Annotated in this window: 13 protein-coding genes; 8 read left to right on the top strand and 5 right to left on the bottom strand. The window is 41.6% G+C overall.

Going from position 1 to position 21310, the window contains the following annotated elements; genetic code table 11:
* Nucleotides 1-197: 197 nt before the first annotated feature.
* Nucleotides 198-1112 carry a dimethylarginine dimethylaminohydrolase family protein gene (locus tag H562_RS0105250; protein WP_027376543.1) on the top strand — a complete coding sequence of 305 codons (915 nt, stop codon included), beginning with the start codon at nt 198-200 and terminating at the stop codon, nt 1110-1112.
* Nucleotides 1113-1286: 174 nt separating this feature from the next.
* On the opposite strand, the gene H562_RS0105245 is transcribed toward H562_RS0105250, so the two are convergent.
* Nucleotides 1287-1949, bottom strand: a complete 663-nt coding sequence (locus H562_RS0105245; protein WP_034690782.1) for a copper homeostasis protein CutC — start codon at nt 1947-1949, stop codon at nt 1287-1289.
* Nucleotides 1950-2030: 81 nt separating this feature from the next.
* On the opposite strand from H562_RS0105245, the gene ctlX reads away from it, so the two are divergent.
* Nucleotides 2031-2954, top strand: coding sequence for a citrulline utilization hydrolase CtlX (ctlX, locus tag H562_RS0105240; protein WP_027376541.1), 924 nt, complete (start codon nt 2031-2033; stop codon nt 2952-2954).
* A gap of 100 nt (nt 2955-3054) precedes the next feature.
* Here the strand turns inward: ctlX and H562_RS0105235 are convergent, their stop codons facing one another.
* The 4 genes from H562_RS0105235 to nadD form a co-directional block, all read right to left on the bottom strand.
* Nucleotides 3055-3915 (bottom strand): hypothetical protein, encoded by an 861-nt coding sequence (locus tag H562_RS0105235; protein WP_156831966.1) that lies wholly within the window; start codon nt 3913-3915, stop codon nt 3055-3057.
* A gap of 188 nt (nt 3916-4103) precedes the next feature.
* On the bottom strand, nt 4104-6320 hold the full coding sequence (locus tag H562_RS0105230; RefSeq protein ID WP_027376539.1) for an outer membrane beta-barrel family protein: 2217 nt from the start codon (nt 6318-6320) through the stop codon (nt 4104-4106).
* Between the two features lie 329 nt (nt 6321-6649).
* Nucleotides 6650-6988: a DUF3817 domain-containing protein gene (locus H562_RS0105225; RefSeq protein WP_027376538.1), complete on the bottom strand. Its 339-nt coding sequence runs from the start codon at nt 6986-6988 to the stop codon at nt 6650-6652.
* Nucleotides 6989-7071: 83 nt separating this feature from the next.
* A complete protein-coding gene (gene nadD / locus H562_RS0105220) occupies nt 7072-7659 on the bottom strand; it encodes a nicotinate (nicotinamide) nucleotide adenylyltransferase (protein ID WP_027376537.1) in 588 nt (195 codons plus the stop codon).
* A 161-nt stretch (nt 7660-7820) separates the two neighbouring features.
* On the opposite strand from nadD, the gene H562_RS0105215 reads away from it, so the two are divergent.
* The 6 genes from H562_RS0105215 to H562_RS0105185 all read left to right on the top strand — a co-directional run bounded on the left by H562_RS0105215 (nt 7821) and on the right by H562_RS0105185 (nt 20909).
* Nucleotides 7821-9425: a BamA/TamA family outer membrane protein gene (locus tag H562_RS0105215; RefSeq protein WP_027376536.1), complete on the top strand. Its 1605-nt coding sequence runs from the start codon at nt 7821-7823 to the stop codon at nt 9423-9425.
* A 187-nt stretch (nt 9426-9612) separates the two neighbouring features.
* Nucleotides 9613-10248 carry a hypothetical protein gene (locus tag H562_RS0105210; protein WP_027376535.1) on the top strand — a complete coding sequence of 212 codons (636 nt, stop codon included), beginning with the start codon at nt 9613-9615 and terminating at the stop codon, nt 10246-10248.
* Nucleotides 10249-10304: 56 nt separating this feature from the next.
* Nucleotides 10305-11291, top strand: coding sequence for a hypothetical protein (locus tag H562_RS0105205; protein WP_027376534.1), 987 nt, complete (start codon nt 10305-10307; stop codon nt 11289-11291).
* 32 nt (nt 11292-11323) lie between these two features.
* Nucleotides 11324-11800: a hypothetical protein gene (locus H562_RS0105200; RefSeq protein ID WP_027376533.1), complete on the top strand. Its 477-nt coding sequence runs from the start codon at nt 11324-11326 to the stop codon at nt 11798-11800.
* A gap of 311 nt (nt 11801-12111) precedes the next feature.
* Complete coding sequence (locus tag H562_RS0105190) at nt 12112-16995, top strand: hypothetical protein (RefSeq protein WP_027376531.1); 4884 nt, start codon at nt 12112-12114, stop codon at nt 16993-16995.
* A gap of 26 nt (nt 16996-17021) precedes the next feature.
* Nucleotides 17022-20909, top strand: coding sequence for a hypothetical protein (locus H562_RS0105185; protein WP_027376530.1), 3888 nt, complete (start codon nt 17022-17024; stop codon nt 20907-20909).
* Nucleotides 20910-21310: the final 401 nt, after the last annotated feature.

Genomic DNA, 21310 nt, shown 5'->3' with positions numbered 1-21310 from the left:
AAGTGCTTTGTTCCAACTTTAACGTAAAATTAACAAGAATTATATGTTTTTTACATATACGAAGGCGTCTGCTAAGTTACACGCGAAAAGCGTTCCTACTTCATATTCAGGAAAATAAGTCAGGTTAAGGTTTGCGCGAACTGCCATAATTTCCTCACTTCAAATGGTTTCGCTATTTTTGCAGCAAGCCTTTATGTATGAATTTGAATATTACAAACGAAACCGCTCCGCTGAAATCTGTTGTTCTTGGACTGCCCAATTCCCCTGGCGCGATTCCCGCTCTGGAAGAAAGCTATGACGCAAAATCTTACCATTCACTGGTCAACGGAATTTATCCGTCGGAAGAAGGTATCATCAGCGAAATGGACGCTTTCGAAAAAGTGCTGAAAAAATATGATGTAGAGGTTTACCGTCCGCATCTGATCAAAGAATATAATCAGGTTTTTGCCCGCGATGTCGCCTTTGTGATCGATGATAAAATGATCATTTCAAATATCATTCAGGACCGGTACAATGAGCAGGACGCTTACCGGAAGATATTTGCCCGTGTAGGCTGGAAGAACATCATCAACCTGCCGGACACCGCTCACATCGAAGGTGGCGACGTGATCGTGTGGAATGACTTTCTGTTTATTGGCACTTGTTTCTCCGAGGATTACCGCAATTTTAAAACCGCCAGAACCAATGAATACGCCATTGAAGTTTTAAAGGAATACTTCCCGAAGAAAAGAATCATCGATCTGGAACTGCATAAAAATGATATGGATCCCATGAAAGGAATTCTCCATCTAGACTGCACTTTTAATCCTGTTGGAACGGACAAATGCATCATATATAAGGACGGTTTTGTAGATGAAAGTGATTACAGACTTTTGCTCGATATCTTCGGTGAGGAAAACTGTTTCAGCGTTACACAGCAGGAAATGTTCGAGATGTGTCCCAATATATTTTCGATTTCGCCGGAAGTTGTAGTTTCTGACTCATCTTTTACGCGGCTGAACAATCATCTCCGGAACGAATGGGGAATGACCGTGGAAGAAATCCCGTACCGCGAAATCTCTAAAATGGGTGGCTTGCTCAGGTGTTCTACTCTGCCACTGGCGAGGAAATAATTTCCACAATCAGATATTTAGCGATAACATCTGTCCGCAAAAACTCAACTGGTTTTCTGTTTAAATTTTTGTGAAAGTCGTTGAAAATTTTCACGAATTATGAGGCTCAACTCACCTAATTTTGTTTTTAAGAATTAGTAGAAATTAGTATTTAAATCGCAATAAAAGAGGTTGTTAGGAGCTCAGCTGTTTCAGTTTCTTTATTTCGTCAGTAGTGACAAAAGTATCGTATTTCAGGATCGCTGAAGAATGAAAACTGGTGCCTCCGGTAAAACGTTTTAAGGCGGCCACATTATCGGACCGCACGCCGCCACCTACTATGATCTCGATCTGTTCCCCGTATGTTTGAATTAGCGTTTTCAGCTTTTCTTTTCCTTCCACCGCAGTTTTTTCTCCACCCGAAGTAAGCACCGAAGTGAAACCCAATTTGATCAGCGTTGCAATGGATTTCCCGAGATCAGAAGTCCGGTCAAAAGCACGGTGAAAGGTACACGGCACGTTACCCGCAAGTTCCAGCAGTTCGGCATTCCGCGATTCGTCAATTTCATTATGAACATCCAGGATCCCGAAGACAAAACCATCAGCACCGGCTTCTTTAAAGGTAATGAGACTGGTTTTCATATCGCGGAATTCAGCTGCAGTATAAAAGAATGAACCACCTTTGGGCCGGATCATCACATAAACCGGTGTGGTATAGTTTCTTTTCAGATGCAGGAACTCATAAAAGTCCGGCGTAACACCACCGCGGGCCATATCGGCGCAGAACTCAATCCTGTCTGCCATTGATTTTAGAGCAGTTTCGGCAGAGGTGATCTCAAAGCAGGCAATTTCTAACATACGATTTTTATTGTCTATAAATTTAAGTATTTTTGCGCGATAAAGGCTGACTTCTGCCTTTCATAACTTAAATTACCATTAATGCAAACAGCCAGTACCGTTCTGATGATCGAACCCGTGAAATTTGGTTTTAATTCTCAGACTGCAGAAAACAATTACTTCCAGACCGAACAGAAAGACAGCGATATACAGCAGAAAGCGCTGGGCGAGTTCAACAGTTTTGTAGCTAAGCTTCGCAGCAAAGGTATCAACGTTATTACTATTAAAGATACTATGGATCCGCATTCGCCGGATTCTATTTTCCCAAATAACTGGGTGAGTTTTCATAAAGACGGCCGTGTGGCACTTTATCCCATGTTTGCACTGAACCGGCGTGTCGAGCGACGTGCGGACATTCTGGAAACCATTGAAAAAGAAGGCTTTCATATCTCCAAAGTAGAAGATTTTTCCACTTTCGAAAACGAAGAAAAATATCTGGAAGGAACCGGCAGCATGATTTTCGACCACGATTACAGAATTGCGTACGGTTCGGTTTCTTTACGTCTGGATGAAGAACTCTTCCGGAAATTCTGTGCGGAATTTGATTTTACACCCGTAGTTTTTCATTCCTTTCAAAATGTAGAAAATCAGCGCCTGCCGATCTATCATACCAATGTGATGATGTGTGTGGCTGAGAAGTTCGTGGTGATCTGCCTGGACTGTATCGATGATGAAATGGAAAGGGAAAAAGTGCAGGAAGTCATTAAATCAACCGAAAAAGAAGTCATAGAAATTTCCGAAGACCAAATGCATCAGTTTGCAGGAAATATGCTGCAGGTTCAGAACGAAGAAGGAACCAAATTCCTTGTGATGAGCGAAACCGCTTACAGATCTTTAACACCAAACCAGATCCAAAGAATTGAAAACCACTGCGAAATCATCTATGCCGACCTGAACACAATTGAAGTAAACGGTGGCGGCAGTGCAAGATGTATGTTGGCGGAAGTTTTCTTACCGAAAAACTAAGTTGAACGTTTCAGAAGACTTTAAAGAAATCCTTCACCGTTCTTCACAAATTAAAAAAGCCACTGTCTGAGTGGCTTTTTAGGTTTATGTTTTTTAATCTCTATTTGATTTTTTCAATGGTTCTGCGCACAAAAACCTGGTCGTAGAAATCATTTTTACAGTTTAAAATATCGTGCGGAGCTTTATCTCTGATAAAGTCGTTATAATCTGCGCAATTTTTAAAGATATTGAATTCATCATTTTTTACGTCCCACACAACGCCTTTACTCTGATTAAGGGTTGAAGCCATTGCCCCACCTGCCGGGCCCATATTGTAGGCAAGACCTTTGGCCCAGATATTTGCAAGAACGACTTCGGTATAAAAATAATTTTCGCCCTGAATGGTGACTTTGGTAAAACTGTTGGGGAAATCTGAGCCCTGTGCGCGGTCAGTTTTGTTTCTGTTGTTCAGAATACTTTGCACATTAAAGTAGAGATCACCGTTGTACACAACCGCAAAAACATTTTTCAGTTTGCGGTCGGTGGTTTGATCGTAGAAAAAACAATCCAGTGCGTCGTCGTTTACGACAGTTTTCTCAAAACCGATGAGTCCTTTTTTCGTAAGTTTTTGAATCTTCGACGGCTGTTTTGCAGCAAAGTCCGCTTTCGTAGCGTAAATACCTTCCGGCAAGCTGGTTTTTTTAAGACTGGCAATTTCCGCTGCTGAAAAAGACGTATTTCCACTGCTTTCAGGATTCGGAAACTGATCCGTGATTTCCTTGATAGACGGTTCAAAAAGTTCTTCCTGCAACTTATTGGAGGCATTGATATAATAGGCTTTGCCATTTTTCCAGGTCAGATCTTTGAAGGGGATTTTCTCACCGGTTACCGTTGTCAGTGTGCCTTCTTTCATCGGTTTCCGCTCCTGTGCAAAAACAAGCGAGCCGGCAAAAAACAAAACGAAAAGATATTTGTACTTCATCAAAAAATTTTCGTAAAAATAAATGAAATTATCGGATGTTTTGAGATGTTTCGCGAATTCTTCCATCTGTTAACAGGACTACCAGACCGATGTCTCCACAAAGGTTCAGTTACCGGAAAACAAAAAAGCCCTTAAAAAAAATTCTAAGGGCTTTCGCGAAAAAAAAATAACTGTTATGAAAATTGAAATTATCGGGTGCGGTTTTTAATGTCTTTATCTGCGCTGTCGATATCGCGTACTTTTTTCACCTTTTGATTTCCGAAGTTGTACACAATCGTCAGTTCTACGTTTCTGTTGTAGCCGTTTTGGTTTACGTAATTGAAGTTTCCGTTTTTCTGGTAATCTGAAATAATATTTTTATTAGTACCCAAAACATCTTCTACAGCCACTGCAAATGTCCAGTTATTCCACAGCTTTTTTACAGTAAGATCAAGGCTCATCAACTCATCAAGCAGGCCCAGTTCAATCTGCTGTTTATCGACATACCAATAATTTACACCCAGAAACCACGTTTTCTTTTTGTCGAGCTGCAGGTTATTATTTGTCTGAATGAGCAAACTGTTGGAGGCCGTATGGTTTTCGTAAAGCGGAAAAATATCTCCGCTGATCGGATCCTGACTTAAACTTCCATCATTAATGTTGCGCTGCATACCGATATTGAAATTAGAACTCAGCCAACCTTTAAAGTAAGATTTCTGCATTCCCACTGTGGCGCTCATTTCCTGCTTATCGCCAAAATTTGTGCGGATATAGCGGAGCTGATTTTGACCGTTTATCATTCCTTGAAGCGGCACCTGTGTGATGGCATCTTTTTTCAGACTGTGATTCACCACAAAGAAATAGGTGTTTTTGTACATGTACGTAAACTCATGAGAATAGGATGTCGAAGCTTTCACAAAAGGGTTATTCTGAATGTAATTGAATTCCGTCAGCACATGCTTTACCGGATTCAGTTCCCAGAAGCTCGGTCTGCGCATACGGCTCGAGAAAGCGTAAGAAATATTATTTTTTTCGTTGATGGCATAATTGAAACTGAAATACGGCAACACTTTATCATAATCTCTTTCGATATTGCGGAGGTTTGCATCCTGAGCATTGTCGGAATTCCCCACACTTTGCGTCAGTTCGTAACGTGCGCCGGCCTTAGCTGAAAACTTTGGCGAAAATATTTTTTCTACAGTCAGGTAACCGCCGAAGATATTCTCATCATACCGGAAATAATTCGGCAGTTGTTCTGAGATTTGAGTCAGGTAATTGAATTCCTCGTATTGCGTATCGTTATCGGTTTTTGTTTTATTGTAATTCCCACCGACGGAAACCGTATAATCATTTTTAAATTTCTGCACATAATCTGCAGTGGCAGAAAAATTGTGAATGATCTGCGGTTGCGACTGATCGATCCGCACTACCGTTCCGTTGTCATTTCCCTGTATATCTGAGGCCAAGGTTAAATGGGTAGATGTTTCAAACCGCTTGTATATAAGGCCTGCAGCATTTAAATTCAGTTTACTGCCGAGCGAGTCTGTCTTCAGTTCATAATTCAGATTCAGTGAGTTATTATACGACCGCGCGTCTTCCTTATTCTTGGTCCAGGTATAATCCGTTGTATTATTAGTGAGATCTGTAGTGGTGTTAAAAAGACTGCCGAGGGAATTGTAACTTTTGTTTGCGCGGGAATTGTAAGTCAGCGCCAGATTACTCATGTCTGTAAGCTGATAATCAATGTTTAAATAACCGCCCAGATTTTTGTTGGGATCAGTCATATGTCCTTCAGTCTGGTTAAAGGCGGCGCTGTTCCCGTTCCGGAGAATGTAATACTGTTCCTGAATATTCTCACTGGTATTGATATTGGCATTTATTCCCAGTTTATCTTTTCTGTAATTTACAGATGCTCCTGCGCCGGCCGCATTGTGATAACTTTGGTTGTTGAATAAGCGCAGGTTTCCATTGAGGCCGTTGCTGCTTTTCTTTTTCAGCACGATATTGATGATTCCTTCGCTGGATTCCACCCTGTATTCACTGCCCGGCGTGGTGATCACCTCAATTTTTTGAATATTTTCTGCCGGTGTATTTTTCAGGAACTGCTCCAGACCGTCGGCGTCCATTTGGGTTGGTCTACCATTCAGATAAATTACGGTGCTGGATTTTCCTGCTATTTTTAAAGTTTTTCCGTCGGTGGAAGAAACCAGCGGCGTTTCCTTTAACAGTCCGAACGCTGTATTACCTTTTGCAACCGGCGAGGCAGCTACATCGTAGACAAAACGGTCGCTTTCTTTCTTGAAAACTTTTTTAGTCAGTGTAACTTCTTTGATCTCCTGTGTTTTCACAGAATCAGTTTTGGGATTTCCCTGGGCAAATGCCACAAATCCGGAAAGAAGCGAAAGAGTGATGAGGAATTTTTTCATGGTTTAATTTTTAAAAAGAAAAAGAAGGAAGGTTAGTTATTAGTTTAGGTCTGGTTATTCGTTTTTGCCTTCCTTCTTTTCTTCAGCTATTAGTTTCTTTAGTAGTATAACAATGCAAAGATATATCAATGTTATAGTATTATGCAATACAAAGTAGTAAATAACTTCATATTCGACAATTAAGACATTGATTATCAGGGTTAAAAAATTAAGTTAAAATAAATGTCGTCATTATGTAGACAACCGGAAAGCCGAAAACATTACATTCAAACACAAAAAAAGAGCGGAAAAACTTCCACTCTCTTGTTTCTGCAAACTATTTTGCGGTGCTACTCGCGATTAATTTTGGCAAGCTTTTTTTCTACCCAAATGGTTGCAAACGGAAAAAAGGCGGCGATCAAGGCAAAAACTGTATCTTCATCGTCCCACCGGAAAATTTTTCGGGCCGGGATCAAAAGCAGTAAATACAGCGTAAAAAATAAGCCGTGTATATTCCCGATAATGATGATGTAGATCGTAGGCAAAAGTCCGTCGCGGTCGTACCGGATCCAGACCATCGCGCTGGAAAGCAGACACCAGGAAATTGCTTCGGCGACAGAAATCTGCTTGAACCAATGTGCAATTTTTTCCTCAGAATATTTATCGAAAAATTTTGTAATAAAATCCATGTTTCAAATTTTTGTTGCGCCTTACTATTTTGAAAATGCAACGCCGCAAAAATAGGCAAATTTAAACTGTGCGCTGAGCCGTTCTACTTATAAAAGCTGCTGCCGTCGAGATAGTCGAAAACCTCCGGCGGTAACATGGGGCGTACATTTTTTCCCTCCTTGATCATTGTTCTGATCTCTGTAGCAGAAAGCTCAACGATTGGCGCATTGATGAGTGAAATATGCTCATGTTCCGGATATTTTGATGATGATTTAATTTCCGAAGTTTGCAAACGTGGATACACAATGATCTGGTGATTCTTGATTAAGTTCGCGGCATTTTTCCATTTTGCAAGTCCTGCCAGATTATCTTCGCCCATGATCAGTGCAAAAGAATAGTCCGGGAATTTCTCATGAAGATAAGTCAGAGTATCAACCGTGTAACTGGGTTGCGGCAGCGAAAACTCTACATTTGAAGCGCGCATTTTGGGATAATTCTTCAGGGCGAGCTGCACCATATCGAGCCTGTGATGATCCTTTAACAAAGATTTTTTTTCTTTAAAGGGATTTTGCGGACTTACCACGAACCACAGTTCATCCATATCCGAATTCTCCAGAATATAATTGGCCAGGATCAAGTGTCCAATGTGTATCGGATTAAAACTCCCAAAAAACAATCCTACTTTTTTCATACTTTATTGATGTCGCTTTAAAATTAAAAATTTCCCTAAACTTTATTAATGTTCGACACACTTCGTAAAGCGCCATTAAAGAAAGAAAAAGCAAGTGAAAATTTAGTGTTCAATATAATAAACTTAACGTAAATTGAGTTCCAATTGATAAAACCTTTTTATTGAAATTTCTTTACAGCATATTCCTGCTACTCCTATGTGTTTTTGTGAAAGCGCAGCATGACCGATATGAACTGATTGATCTGCAGGATCAAAATAAAACCCAGGTGAAGGATTCTCTTTCTGCAGTGAAATTTCTGGATTCGCTGTCGCAGCATAATTTTTATCTCACAGAAGTAAAAGAAGTCATTAAAAAAGATTCGCTCACAAAAATATATTACGACAAAGGCAAAAACTTCAACGAAGCCCAAGTCACTTTAACTCCGGAGATCAGCGAAATTACAAAACTGACCGCGACACTTTTCACAAAAAACCTGGACTCTTTAAAAAAGGAGATCAGCGAAAAATACAGAGACAGGGGTTATGCTTTCAACCGCGTAAAATCTAAATTCACCGGCTTGAAAAACGGGATTCCGCAGGTGGAAATTTCCGTTATTAAAGGAGAAAAACGAAATATCGACAGTTTTGTTTTTAAAGGTTATGAGAAACTTCCGAAAAGATTTGTTAAAAACCTGGAAAAAGAATTCAAAGGTAGAACTTACGACGACAGAAATCTCGTGGCGCTGAACCAATCCTTACAAAATCATCCGTTCGTGTTGCTCGAAAAACCACCGCAAACACTTTTTACTAAAGATTCTACGCAGGTATTTCTATTTCTGCAAAAGAAGAAAGCCAACAGTTTCGACGGTATTATCGGTTTTGGGAACGATAAGTCGGAAAAATTCACCTTTAACGGAAGCCTGAATGTGAACTTCCGGAATATGTTCAACAGTTTCGAAACGGTGAATATTTTCTGGCAGCGAAACCCGGATAAGGACCAGACTTTCGACCTCCAGGCAGACGTTCCTTATCTTTTTGGCTCAAATATCGGAACGAACATCAACGTAAATATTTACCGGCAGGATTCAACTTTCGCCACTGTAAAACTGCTGCCGAGCGTTTACCTTCATTTAAATAACCGGCAGAAACTCGGACTTCGTGGGAGACTCGAAACTTCAACTGTTACAGATTCACTTTTTGTGCAGGCCAAGGATTTTACAAAGAAAGGCGTTGGTCTTTGGTATGAATTTACAGAACCTTCGGAGGTGGCGCTTTTTCAGTATAAAACAAGATTACGCGCCGAAGCTGATTATATTTCAACGAATTATGATAAAGAAGATCTTTCGGTACAACAAAATAATTTTCTGTTTTCAGGTGAGCGAAATTTTTATATTTCAGGAAATAACTATCTGAACATTCGTGGCGAAACCGCGCTGCTGAATTCGAAAAACGATTTTGCAACAAATGAACTCCTCCGTTTTGGCGGTTGGAATTCCTTTCGCGGTTTTAATGAAAATTCACTGCTGGCTGATTTCTATTATTTCGGAACGGCGGAGTACCGCTATCTTGTCGGGAATCAAGCATTCTTCGATGTTTTTGGACAGTACGGACAATTGAATAATAAAAATCTTGGTCTGAAACCGAAAATCTACAGTTTCGGCCTGGGTTTCAATTTCTTTTTACCGATTGGCCTGATGAGTTTTCAGCTTTCTAATGGAAATGAATTTGGGAATCCCATCAAATTTGGAGATACTAAAATTCACTGGGGAATACTGAGCCGGTTTTAGCTGATATAATTTTTTAGCTAAATTAATTATCTGCACCTTTCAAATTACTTTTTTTATTTTCATACCTTTTCGGCAGGAAATAAAAATTATATCTATATTTATTGCAATGTAAATGATCTTCATTAAATATTTTACAGGTAATATTTAATTATTTATAATTTCAAAATTCTCTATTAAAATCCTTTTGATGAAGAAAGTTGCAACAGTCCTTCTGCTTATTTGTTTTATTTCCGGCATCTCACAAACCTACTCAGTGAAAGAAAACCGCGCAGACGAAAATTCCACTGTCGCCGCCGCGAAAGATTTCATCATCAGTTATTACACGGATTTCACCACTGAATATTTGCAAGACGGAAAGGAAAAAACACTTTCCAAAAATTATAAAGCCAGTTTCTCCGGCGCATTTTTTAAATTAACCTTCGACACTTTTGATGAAGAGGATCATCAATCACATCACCAAATAGAATTCGATTTTAAAAATGTGAGCGAAATAAAACCTTATGGCGGCGAGACAGTTACGATTCACGGAACAGAAACAGAGCAGATTCCGGTCGCGCTGCATATTGGTTTCACCATTAAAGATAAAACGGAAACCGTAAACATCTACGTGAACGATGAAGACGACATTACGCGAACTCCTATTTACAAGGCTTTTGAAACGATTTGGAAATATTATTATAGTGATAAAATGGCGCAACGAAAACAGGATGAAGCAGCAGAACGATTCAAAAGGAAAAAAAATACAGAATGGCCCAAACCCAATCAACAACGGGTTGAAGCTGAAAAAAAAGCGCAGGAAGATTTTAAAAACAGAAAAAATTAGATCAAATTCCGAATCCGCGTTCTATTTTGTTTACCAGCTCAATTAAAACTTTAAAAATGAAAAGAATTTTATCAATTACAGTATTCTTATTTGGGACCGCGCTGTTTTTCTGCCAAAAACATCCTTCCAACCTGCGCGACCTGCAGTATTTCATCGGAGAAAGCCTCACGGAAATTCCACGAATGATGAAATCTCAAGGCTACCCGGTTTACGATAAAAATGATGATGAAACAGTTGGCGGCTACCTATTGCAGTATTTTGAAGGCGTGACGGAAGAACCACTGCAGGTTTACTCAAAAAACAATACCATTTATGCGGTGAAATTTGAAGATTTCAGCGATTCTGAAGCCGCAAAAATTATCGCCTTTATCAAAGAAAACGATTTCCGGCAAATTTGCGGCAAACCGAATATTAGTGCTGAACCGCTCAATGCAGACGGTGTCTGGACAGGTGTTGATGGTAATTATAAAGTCGAAATTAAAACGATTAATTTTTTTGGAGTGACTGGAGTGACTGTCACTGTTGCGGCAGAATCCTACAAATTTGAGTGTGAAAATAACAGTGAAGGAAAAAGCTCGAAAACGGTTGCTGATAAAACAGATATTTCAACCATTAACGGCAATGACCTTGCTTATGTAAAAAGCTTTTTTGCAGAGCATTTCGTAAAATCCAAAGTAACTTCGCAGGGTGATGAACAGACTTTCAACTATAAAATCAATAACGACGGTATCGTCATTTATGTGCATAATATTTCTGCCCCAAAAAATATCTATCGCACTGTTGACGAATGGTTCTTCCTACCGTTTGATAATATAAAGTTAATCCATTATTCTACAAATAAGACAAATTTCGACAACAGTAATGCCCTTAGATTCGGTCTTATAGATGGCTATATTCAGCACGGTCCGGGAAGCGATCATACCAAAGTGGAATTGATGACACGTGGATCGGGTTGGCTACATATTCCCTTTAGATATAAAGATTACGCAGAACTTGACGAATTTGAAGAGATTCTGGCAAATACTGCAAAGAATAAGAATTAAAGAGACTGATATTTCTTAATAAAAAGGAGACGATGCAATTTTCGAAAAAGGAAAAACAATTTTGGCAAAAGCATTATCATTTGGATAAGCCTTCACAACTGCATGAAAACTGGGATCAGATCTGGTCAATTGACGGGAACGAAGACGATGACTTTTTTTATTTTTTTACTTTAAGGGTAACTTCAATTGTTGATGTCCATTTAAAAGGCAGTGAAATTACAGACAAAGCCGTGGAATATATGCTGAAATTTGAACAGCTAAAAAATTTGTTTTTACGGCGACATCAGAATATAACCAAGGCAAGTATTCCTTTTTTTAATGAAATGAAAAATCTGGAAACTCTGGATATTAGCAAAACTCAGATAACTTTAACGGATTTATGCGAGGATCTAAATAACCAGTCATTAAAACAAGTTTGTTTGAATGAAGATGAAGATGAAGAAAATGTGGAAGGAAAGTTAGCTGTTATGCGGGAGCGAATGCCGAATTGCGAAATTATTTTGTACTGAATAGTTCCCGTTCGTTCAATTATGTCCTTGGAAATCGGGTCAGGTGCAGTGAAACCTACGTCGGCTGCTGAATCCTGGGTCGTTTTTAAAAAGGGTGATTTTCACGTATTTTCATCTATAATATCATTTCTTAAATCTTATCCGCCAAAAACTTTTACCTTTGTTAAGCATTTAGGTAACATTCTCTGTGCCAATGCATTATATGGCAACTCACACCGGTCTGTTGCAACGCATGTCTGCAGCAATGCATTACTTCTGAAAATGAAGTTCGTAATAACCTGAAAAAACGATCCATCTCAAAATTAGACAAAATGCCACTCACCAACCCAGCACTCGATCTGTTGCAGGATTTGGATTTAGAGGCTGCGGAAAAAAACCAACCCCAACATTTCGATGATCTGATCTCCGCGCTTCACAAATCCAGTATTTCATCCAGTCCACTGTACACAGTTGCCACGTCTAAGATTCCCACCGCAAAAGGAGGACTTGACGCCCTTTTAAAGAAAAGGAAAATTCCCAGTCCAACACGACCGGAAACACTCCCGGAATTTGAGGTTGAAAAAACTCCGGATCTCTTCCTGCAAACCGCTCAGAACGGCAATATCAACATCAACCAAATGTTTACGGTGCCCGCGAAAACGCTGGGTCCTTTCCGCACGGTTGACGGCACGAATATCTACTACAATTTTTACACTTATATCAACGACTTTAAAATATTTTTCGGTACTGAAACACGGGCAGCCTTCATTATTCCGGTAAGACTCTCGCGTATTTTAGCACTTAACACAAAGGTTAAAATACTGACGCTCATTAAAGGAAATGTCTGGATCCGTGCTGACTTGCTGGATCCTTCGGCACCAAGTGACACTTACGTCGGTCTGCGCGTTTTATCGGGAAGTTTTGATTTGGGAGGTTCTTATCAGCTGGAGTCCAATTCTGTTCACATTCCAAAAAATTCGCCCTTAACGGCAGACCTTACGCTCGATAATTCCTTTACTGCTGAAAACACAGTAGATATTGGTATGGACGGCAAGCAATCGGCGTTTAAACCCACTGATCATCTAAAATTGAAAAGTGGCTTCGGACGACTCCTGGCCAGCGAAGTAAGCGGATTTTCTGCCGGCACGCTTGGCGCGAACTACAGTTTCAGTTGCACAGATTCGACCTTTAGCTGGGATGCGGAAAACAAATATATGTGCCTTTCCCTCAGCTCCCGAGGTAATCAGTTTGAGGTGGTGAAATGTGATTCCAGCATTTACAGTATCAGTGGCAGTGCCAAAATTTTGCAGTCGCTCTGGATGCTTCAAAGTCGGGTTCTACAATTAAATCAGTCTGTTGAAGTGAAATTTAATGGCGTACTCGGGCTGGATGTAGATAAAGGTCTGCAAACGACTTGGGACGGCCTGCGTGCGCAGGACACGCTCATCGGCGTAAATGCCGCAAGAGTCATGCTATTCAACGGCTTTTTCTCGGTTTATGCTGAAAGTGCGGATTACGAATTTTTGCAGGATCATCTCACCCTCTGGCAGAAATCCGCAGAAAATCCCGCGAGAATGGAACTCGAAGTCCGTTTTATGAATTACGGTATGGTGCAGCTTCTCTCCCAAAGTGACCTCGCTGAGGGCGTAAGCGGCTATGCGGATACGGGTTTTCTAATCGATAAACCGCTTCGTGCGGAAAACCTGCCCGTTCATCCGAAATCCAAAAAAAGTCTGTACGCTAAGATCCTGACCACCCAGGGTAAAAGCCTTCTGATTTTAGACAGCGATATGCTAACCGAAGACCTGAAGCAGACGGAGGTTTATACTTCCCAGGTGAACGCGGTTTACAAAAAATATCAGTTCGCGCTGGAAAACGCCTACTTCACTACCACCAAAGAAAGCGGACTATTCCTGAACGGGAAATACAACGAGACTAATCAGGTGTATGACGGCTCGCTTCTCCTGAACTTTTATATTTTAGATCTGCTGCCCACGCTTCCGCATCCCTATACCTCGAACCGCCTGCCAATAGTCCGACCGCGGGAAATCATCAGCGGAACGCTGAAGGCACTGACAAAATGGGAGACTACCAATGATACTGCATTAGCAGAAGTAATCTTTTCAATGGACCACAAATTTGAAGAAGGCGACAGTCAAAACCAGACGGTTTTCAGCACGTATTCTTCAACGCGCCAAAACCCTGTACTCCAGAACAGTTTTATGTTATTCGATGTGAGCACCGAATCTGACCACTGGGGAATTGCCTTATCCTACGACAGCCGCCAGCAGATGCAGGAAAGATATGCCAATGAGGTGACGGTGACAGGAGAAAATACTGTAACAATTAACAGAAACTTTTTGCAGGCGCCAATGGGTTTTCTGCGCGGTCTTACATTACCGCAGGTGAGTTGGGAACCGGTCAATAATTTAACACCGAAGCAAAAACCAATTCATCCGGGAGATCCCGAGGTTCCGGATCCGGATATTGGTATTCTTTACCAGACTCCCAATACAATCCCAACCATTTTTAGTCAAGACAGCAATGTTCCGGTGAGGATTCATCCGCGGGATTATATGAAACAATTTACTTTAAGTTTAAAAAACGGAAAAGAGGCGAACTTAACAGGAAAAATTCTTTTTACCCTGCCCAACGGAAAATATTCGATCACTACGCTTTACCCCTACAAAAACGAGGTAATGTACAGTAGAGATCACCTCAATTTTATCCGTCCAGCATTTAAATATAATAATGAGGATTATCGGGGCGGCCTGCAGTTTAGAATTGCGGCGAAAAAATCACCTAATCCCAGTGTTCCGCCGGAAATGTATGGAACCACGGTACAACTCGAGACTTTGCAGGATCAACCCGGCATCAGTATTCTTGGGAAAACGGTGACCGGTATTTTCAATAATGTTTTCACTCCCGAAAAAAGTCGCGGCGTGCCTTTAACCCATATCGATTTTTCCGGCTATGGCGCAAGCACTTTCAGCAATTGGAAAAATCCTGCCGTAAAGTTTGCCTCAATTTCGCAAACTAAATTCGATTTAATAAAAGGCAGAACAGCCCATGAAATCGTACAGGCAGTAAGCGTCATCTATCCCTGGGGAATTTGCGTAACGCGAACGGTCACTTTTCTTCGGAACAACAATGCAGTTATTTTCCGGGAAGACAGCGGCTGGGTTGCACAGAGCGAAGGCCTTTTTGATTTTAGTTTTACTTGGCCTCAGGGTGGTGGTAATCTGCCATTTCCCAATCCGTATGACATTTATCCGGGAATGGTTCAGGGTTTACTCAATGTTAAAAACATTCGCGAGGATTATACCGATACGGTAACCGGAGATTACACAACGGTTGCTGGCGATTATTATTTAGATGAAGTTTCGCAGACAGTTACCAATACTGCGCCAGGACATAAAGTGAATTATGAATTTGTAGCCGTTTATTTTGACTGTGACGTAGATTTGGATGCGACCGATGCAAATATTACCGGCAAAGAATTTAAAGGTTATCTGCAGATCAAACCTCAGGGTGTCCCTATACCAGCACGGATATTAAAAGATATTCTTAAAAAAAGCCAGAATCCTGTCAGTGGTCATATAGAAGCTCTGATCGCCGTGGAAAAAACCCTGCAGAAATTTAAAACAAATGCAGCGGAAATGTCCGCCTCGTACCAGAGCGACAACCAAAGTTCCACTATTTTCGTCGCCTCTGTTAAAGGATCTCCTATTCTGCCGCCGGATGGAAGTTGGAGCGTGGTGGAAGTTGAAAAAAATTCAGGTAGTGTGCAAAATCTGAAAACAGGAACTTCCGTAGGTTTGGTAAAAGACGGTCTGCGTCCGAAAAATAACGGCAGCCCATTTACGCTAAGTTCTACAAAAACCCTCCTGACTTACGCAGATGCGCTGAAAAACACGCCTGCAACTTTTGATAAAACGTATGGCTTTCTTCAGAATACCGATACACAGAAATTACTTTTAAAAACCATTGAATTCAATAAAGGTGAAGTCGGGAAGTATATGTCGGATCCGGCACTGCTGGCCGACTGTTTCCGCCTGATGAATTCTAAAGGTCCTTTCCCGAACCTTGCAGATGCAGTGCAGATCGACGACGTGGCAAAAACGGCGATGAACCTGCTGCCGGAAGGTGTGAAAAAAGTTTTCAACTATAAGGTTCCCGACAACTTCCAGTTTAACATTGTAGGTAAAGAGGGCGATTCCTTCCGGATCTATCTTAAATATGTGGCGATTGATACAGATGGCAACAACACCAATAATTCGGTAATTGATTATGTAACAGATTCCGGCTCTGTGGAAAAATGGGCCAATCAGATGCACAACATAACCGTAGCCGTAGACCTGGCGGGATTTAAACCGCTGATGTACATTTCGGGCAATTTCGGCAATGCGAAAAATAAAGATGCCGGTGTAGATATGGGCAGCGGTCCGCAACTGAAGCTGGATAAAACCCTGCAGAAGATCTATGACATTTTGGTATTTCTAAACAGTCTGGATCCTACACAGCCTTCGGAAGCCATTAAAAAAGGTTTAAAGGTTGCCATGAGCAATTCCGCTGACAGCTGGGAATATAAATTTAAAGCAGACCAGGAAATTCCGCTGGTCAAATTCCCTTTCGATCCCATTAATTACAATTCACCTACGACGCCCCTGAAACTGGACGCTTTTTTCAAGTTGGGTGTTTATTTTAATCAACCGATCAAAATACCGAATACGATTGATCAGATCAAACCGTCTGTCGGCGCCTATTTAGAACTGGGTGCTGATCTTCGTGTCATGTGTGTAAGTCTGGCTGCAGCAACTGTGTATGCAATTGGCCGTGCAGAAGTAGGTGTTTCCGCAGATCTTTCCACGCCGCCTACGCTTTACTTTAAGTTTGGCTTTGGGATCGAACTGGCAGTTGGCTTGCCGGTCGTTGGCTCTGTGGCAGTCACTTATATGGTGGGAATTGATATGAAAATCAATACTACCGAACTAATCGTAGGCGCATTTATATACTTCCGCGGCCGCGTAGAACTTTTTGGCGGAATTGTAACAGTTACTATTTCTATAGAAGCAGCGGGACAGGTGCAGAAAAAAATAGGCAATGGACCTACAAACTGTATTGCCAGATGTACGTTTGCGCTGGATATTTCGATTGCGTTTGTCATTAATATCAACTTCACGGAGACGTGGGAAGAAACTAGACAGATCAGTTAATGTTTAAATTTCAAAACTAGATTATCATGGAACCCTTATATAGTCTTTTAACTTTCCCACAGAGTTATACCGCGGGTCAGCTTTTTTTCAATATTGTACTGCTGCCGAGAAACATCGATCTCCGAAAACCGATCGGTGCGAATATACCTTCTTTTCTGGACGGTGATTTCCAGTTTGAGACAAAAATCATCAATGAACTTGACGGTTTGCCTCTTTTTTCGGCAGTTACAGACAGTTTTTCTCCCAACATTCCTTTTCTGCCAGCCAATAAGAAGGCGGTAATCGAAGAAATCATCGTGCAGATGGAGGAACACGACGGACTGAAAATAAGCGATGACCCCAATGTTAATTTGGACAAAGGTGCAAAAACTCAGATGGAAGCCTTTGCTTTAAAGAACGTAGCCATTAAAAAATATCTTCCGCATACCTACCGGGAATCCTTTAATTTTACAACTGCGAGAACACGTTTCGCAGTAACTGATGACGAATACGAGTGTATCATTAAAAATAAAGATAAAAAACTCACCGATTCTCTGACAGACCGAAAATTTATTTCGTGGGGCAAACTCATTGCTTTTATACTTCGGAATCCGCTTCTGGCGGAGAAAGCCGGCTTCATTTATAAGGCCAGTATACCGGTTGAAGGTGAACTTCTGAAAAAAGGAGGATGGATATTTACGAAATTTGCGGCCGGATCTGCCTTTGGAAGTGTGCTTTCTGCCGTTTATGCAGCACGCCTCCCTTCACTTACAAAGGACCGGATTCTTTTTGCACCCGTACTTTTTCCCGTACAGGAAAGTGCTGCCAACAATGCCACTTACGATGCTGTAATGCAGGAATCTATTCTTTATAATGATGGTTTTGCAAAAATTGTACATGCCCAACAACCTGTAAATCAGGACTTGTTACAGGAGAAAGATACCAGTAATCCACCGGTAAAAGATGTGGGACTGCGTTTGGGTTGGGACGATGAACAGCTTACAATTTGGGGAAACCGCCAACTCCGGCAAAAAGATGAAATAACGGAATTGCCCATTGATGCTCCCCTCGGGGTTTTCGGCTACAAGGTAGACGTGAGAAAACTTGGCGGTGCGCAATGGCTTTCCCAAAATATGGTGCGTGCTACTCAGGATATTCTAATGCAGAACGGAGAATTACTTGCTGGCCTTGATCAAGCCTTCGAACTGCCGACAGAAGTTCATCCTTCCTCACACGGCAATACGATGGAGGAAGGTTTTTGGCTGCCGATGTATTTCGCGTCCTGGAACGGTCATGCTATGGTCATTCCCGATAAAGAAGCTGAAGAAATCCATTTGCTCGCCAGTGAACATATACCTGTACCCGGACTTGATCCGACAAACGCGGTAAACCTCAGTCCCAAGAAGACCTTTCATCCCTATTCCCAGGATGAAAGTCAGAAACTTCCACTGCGTTATGGCGAAGACTATCAGTTTCGCATTCGGCTTATGGATATTTCCGGCGGCTCACCGGCACCGGAAACCGAACCACTGAATGGCGGGCAGAAACCCATTGCTGACGTTCATTTCCGCAGAAATATCAAAGCTGGCGCCTTAAATGTTTTAAACATTGATGAATTTTACGAAAATCAGACTTCAGAATTAGTGAAAGACGCAAGTGTTCTTGAAAATATCCTCGGTGAGGGAAATATGCTGCGTATTAAAAGACCTGATCTCGGCTATCCCGGCGTAGTCTACACCGGGAAATATTCGAATGCGGCGCAACTGCTGAAGGATAAGATCAATGCTATCGTGCCTCCAGGTGATCCTACTGAAAGAAAACAACACAGCATCGGCCTGCCAGATCCCGACGTCAACAGTTTTGAGATCATTGTGGAAGTAAAATCGCTCGAAATGGATAATGTGCTGTCCGAGACAGGGCGTGATCCTTATGTTATTTGGCAGAAAAAAAGATTTAAGTTACCGGCTAATATACCCGAGGAAAACTACGATATGGAATGTTCGGTAAATATTGTCTACCGTGATTTTAAAGTAATTGATTTCGATAATAATTTCACTGAAGATCCAGACAGTAACGATCTTGTTCTCCCCACCTCCCGACAGCTTAGGCTGACCTTTGTGCCCATTGTCGATTTTGCTGATGATGATTACGCGGCAGAATTTGTGGCTAAAGGAAACACTTTGCTTCTGACATCCTTTAAGACAGCTCAAAACGAACTTGACCTACTGTCACCAATTAAAGGTGGGCTTCGTGCATTTTATCTGCAGCCCGAAACAAAACCGGAACTCGCTTCCCTGTCCAAAACCAAACTTGATGCGGTTAAAATTTCTCCAAGCAGAACTTCTCCGGAACTGTTGCGTTTGACAGAAGCGCTGGACTTAAATGCTCATGAACTTACACTGGAAGGAAAGAAAGGGCAGCGAGTACAGTTTGGCGTGAGTAATGAACTGCGTCATTCCCTGGCTCCGGAAAGTGGCTCTGTCGCTTTCTCATCCGTTAAAGAATTATTTAACCGCTGGCTCGTGTCAGTGGACTTCAGCCTACTGCGTGACTGGGCATGGCAAGGCGTAAAAATTGACAGTTTTACCGTTAAGAGAAGCGTGCAGGGATTTGAAGATGAATTGAGGGAGATTGGAAGCATTCAATTGAAAGATGTGGCCAACATGAGCATGCTCAGCGAGCCGGCCCGCCAGGAAAGCCGAATTATTTTCCTCGACAGCATCGACCCAAAAAAATTTCAGAAAGAATTCCCACGGGAGTTGAAAGTAACTTATACGCTTACACCCAACTTTAAAAATAACCTGGCAGAGGCAAATGACGTCACTACTCTCACCATTGATCTGCCCGTTACAGTGATTCCACATCAGATTCCGAAACTGATATCAGCGGGTTTGGCATTGAGTCCGTACCAGTACGACAAAGACAATTACCAGTTTTCAGAAGAACGCCGCAAATACATCTGGCTGGAATTCGACAGCCCGCCAGTGGATCCAGAAGACACTTATTTTTGCCGCGTTTTGGCTTCTGCGCCAGATCCTTATCTGTGCCGCATGAATATGGATTTGGTTTCAGAACTTCAGGCCGATTTACCATTTATCCTAAATCCCGAAGAGATCAGGGAGATCATTCCAAATATGACCAATGACTTCGCGGGACTTGGCATAATGCAGGAAATGATCCCGGAAAAAGATGCCGCTTCAAAAACATTTCTTCTTCCGCTACCGGAAGGATTGCATGCAGAAAGTGAGGAGCTTTTTGGATTTTTCACGTATGAAATTCGGGTGGGGCACAAAAAAGAAGTGTGGAGCACGGCGCAGGGCCGATATGGCCGACCACTCAAGGTCAACGGGATTCAGCATCCGGCACCGGAACTTGTTTGCACAGCAATCCGATCAGAAATAAAAAGCCCGTTTTTTCTTATGAGGAAATCAGTTGAAATTTCAGCACCACATTCCAATGCTGTTCTTAATGGAAAGACTATCACTGCATTTCCGCCAAACACCTCGCTCTGGTATTGCCTGTACACGCAGGTCATCCAGGCCGACGGCCAATCTTTCAGAAATATTTTAATAGATTCCGGACCTATGTATTATCAGCCGAAAAGGAGCAGCACAAATCCGGATATCTACATGAAGGAGGGCGGAAATAAACTTGGAACCGCCCGTTTGGACCTGCAGGATATCGGAAAAAAACTGGAGGCACTGGGATTGCCTAAGAGCAATAACTTAAGTGCGATCGCCGTGGAAGTCTTTCCGATGGATAACAAGTGGCAATTTGACTGGCAAAAACGTGGAACCCCTGAATCGTCTTATGTAACAAGCTATCTGCAAAACCGGTCACAAAAGAATCCCCTTACAGAATTACTTGGTCAGCACAGAATCTACCGCAGTTCAAAACTGACAAGGATCCAGGAAGTTTGCTGTGAGGACTGCTAAAAAAAATTTAACAAGCGTTTATTCATGGACACATTTTTCAGAAAAATTCTAACTAAATCTACGATGCTGTGAGCAGGGATTTCTCTTTTTTATCTGTTAAAATTAAAATGCAGGGAGAAGACCTTTTAGTAAAACTGCTTAGAAGAGCTATATACAAAAATTTATGGGCTTTTTGAATTTATTGGCATGCGAAGGAGTATTACACAGTGGTGGCTGTCTTACATTTAAAAATTATGGGATCGAAAGCTGCTGCGCTATAATCAAATGTAGTGTTTGCTCCATAGAATTCCGGGCATAAAAAAAGCTCATCAAAATAAATTGATGAGCTTTAAAAAAAACTGGCGGCGACCTACTCTTCCGCTTTCGCAGTACCATCGGCGCTAGAGGGCTTAACTTCTGTG

It is taken from the genome of Kaistella palustris DSM 21579 (assembly GCF_000422265.1).
GTDB lineage: Bacteria > Bacteroidota > Bacteroidia > Flavobacteriales > Weeksellaceae > Kaistella > Kaistella palustris.
Note: the sequence above shows the minus strand (reverse complement) of the source record. Positions and strands in the feature narration are given on the sequence as shown.

Excerpts from the sequence above, each read along its gene's own strand:
- H562_RS0105205 (WP_027376534.1), top strand. The coding sequence starts at position 10,305 with ATGAAAAGAATTTTATCAATTACAGTATTCTTATTTGGGACCGCGCTG.
- H562_RS0105200 (WP_027376533.1), top strand. The coding sequence starts at position 11,324 with ATGCAATTTTCGAAAAAGGAAAAACAATTTTGGCAAAAGCATTATCAT.
- H562_RS0105210 (WP_027376535.1), top strand. The coding sequence starts at position 9,613 with ATGAAGAAAGTTGCAACAGTCCTTCTGCTTATTTGTTTTATTTCCGGC.
- H562_RS0105225 (WP_027376538.1), bottom strand. The coding sequence starts at position 6,988 with ATGGATTTTATTACAAAATTTTTCGATAAATATTCTGAGGAAAAAATT.
- H562_RS0105250 (WP_027376543.1), top strand. The coding sequence starts at position 198 with ATGAATTTGAATATTACAAACGAAACCGCTCCGCTGAAATCTGTTGTT.
- nadD (WP_027376537.1), bottom strand. The coding sequence starts at position 7,659 with ATGAAAAAAGTAGGATTGTTTTTTGGGAGTTTTAATCCGATACACATT.
- H562_RS0105230 (WP_027376539.1), bottom strand. The coding sequence starts at position 6,320 with ATGAAAAAATTCCTCATCACTCTTTCGCTTCTTTCCGGATTTGTGGCA.
- H562_RS0105190 (WP_027376531.1), top strand. The coding sequence starts at position 12,112 with ATGCCACTCACCAACCCAGCACTCGATCTGTTGCAGGATTTGGATTTA.
- H562_RS0105185 (WP_027376530.1), top strand. The coding sequence starts at position 17,022 with ATGGAACCCTTATATAGTCTTTTAACTTTCCCACAGAGTTATACCGCG.
- H562_RS0105245 (WP_034690782.1), bottom strand. The coding sequence starts at position 1,949 with ATGTTAGAAATTGCCTGCTTTGAGATCACCTCTGCCGAAACTGCTCTA.
- ctlX (WP_027376541.1), top strand. The coding sequence starts at position 2,031 with ATGCAAACAGCCAGTACCGTTCTGATGATCGAACCCGTGAAATTTGGT.
- H562_RS0105235 (WP_156831966.1), bottom strand. The coding sequence starts at position 3,915 with ATGAAGTACAAATATCTTTTCGTTTTGTTTTTTGCCGGCTCGCTTGTT.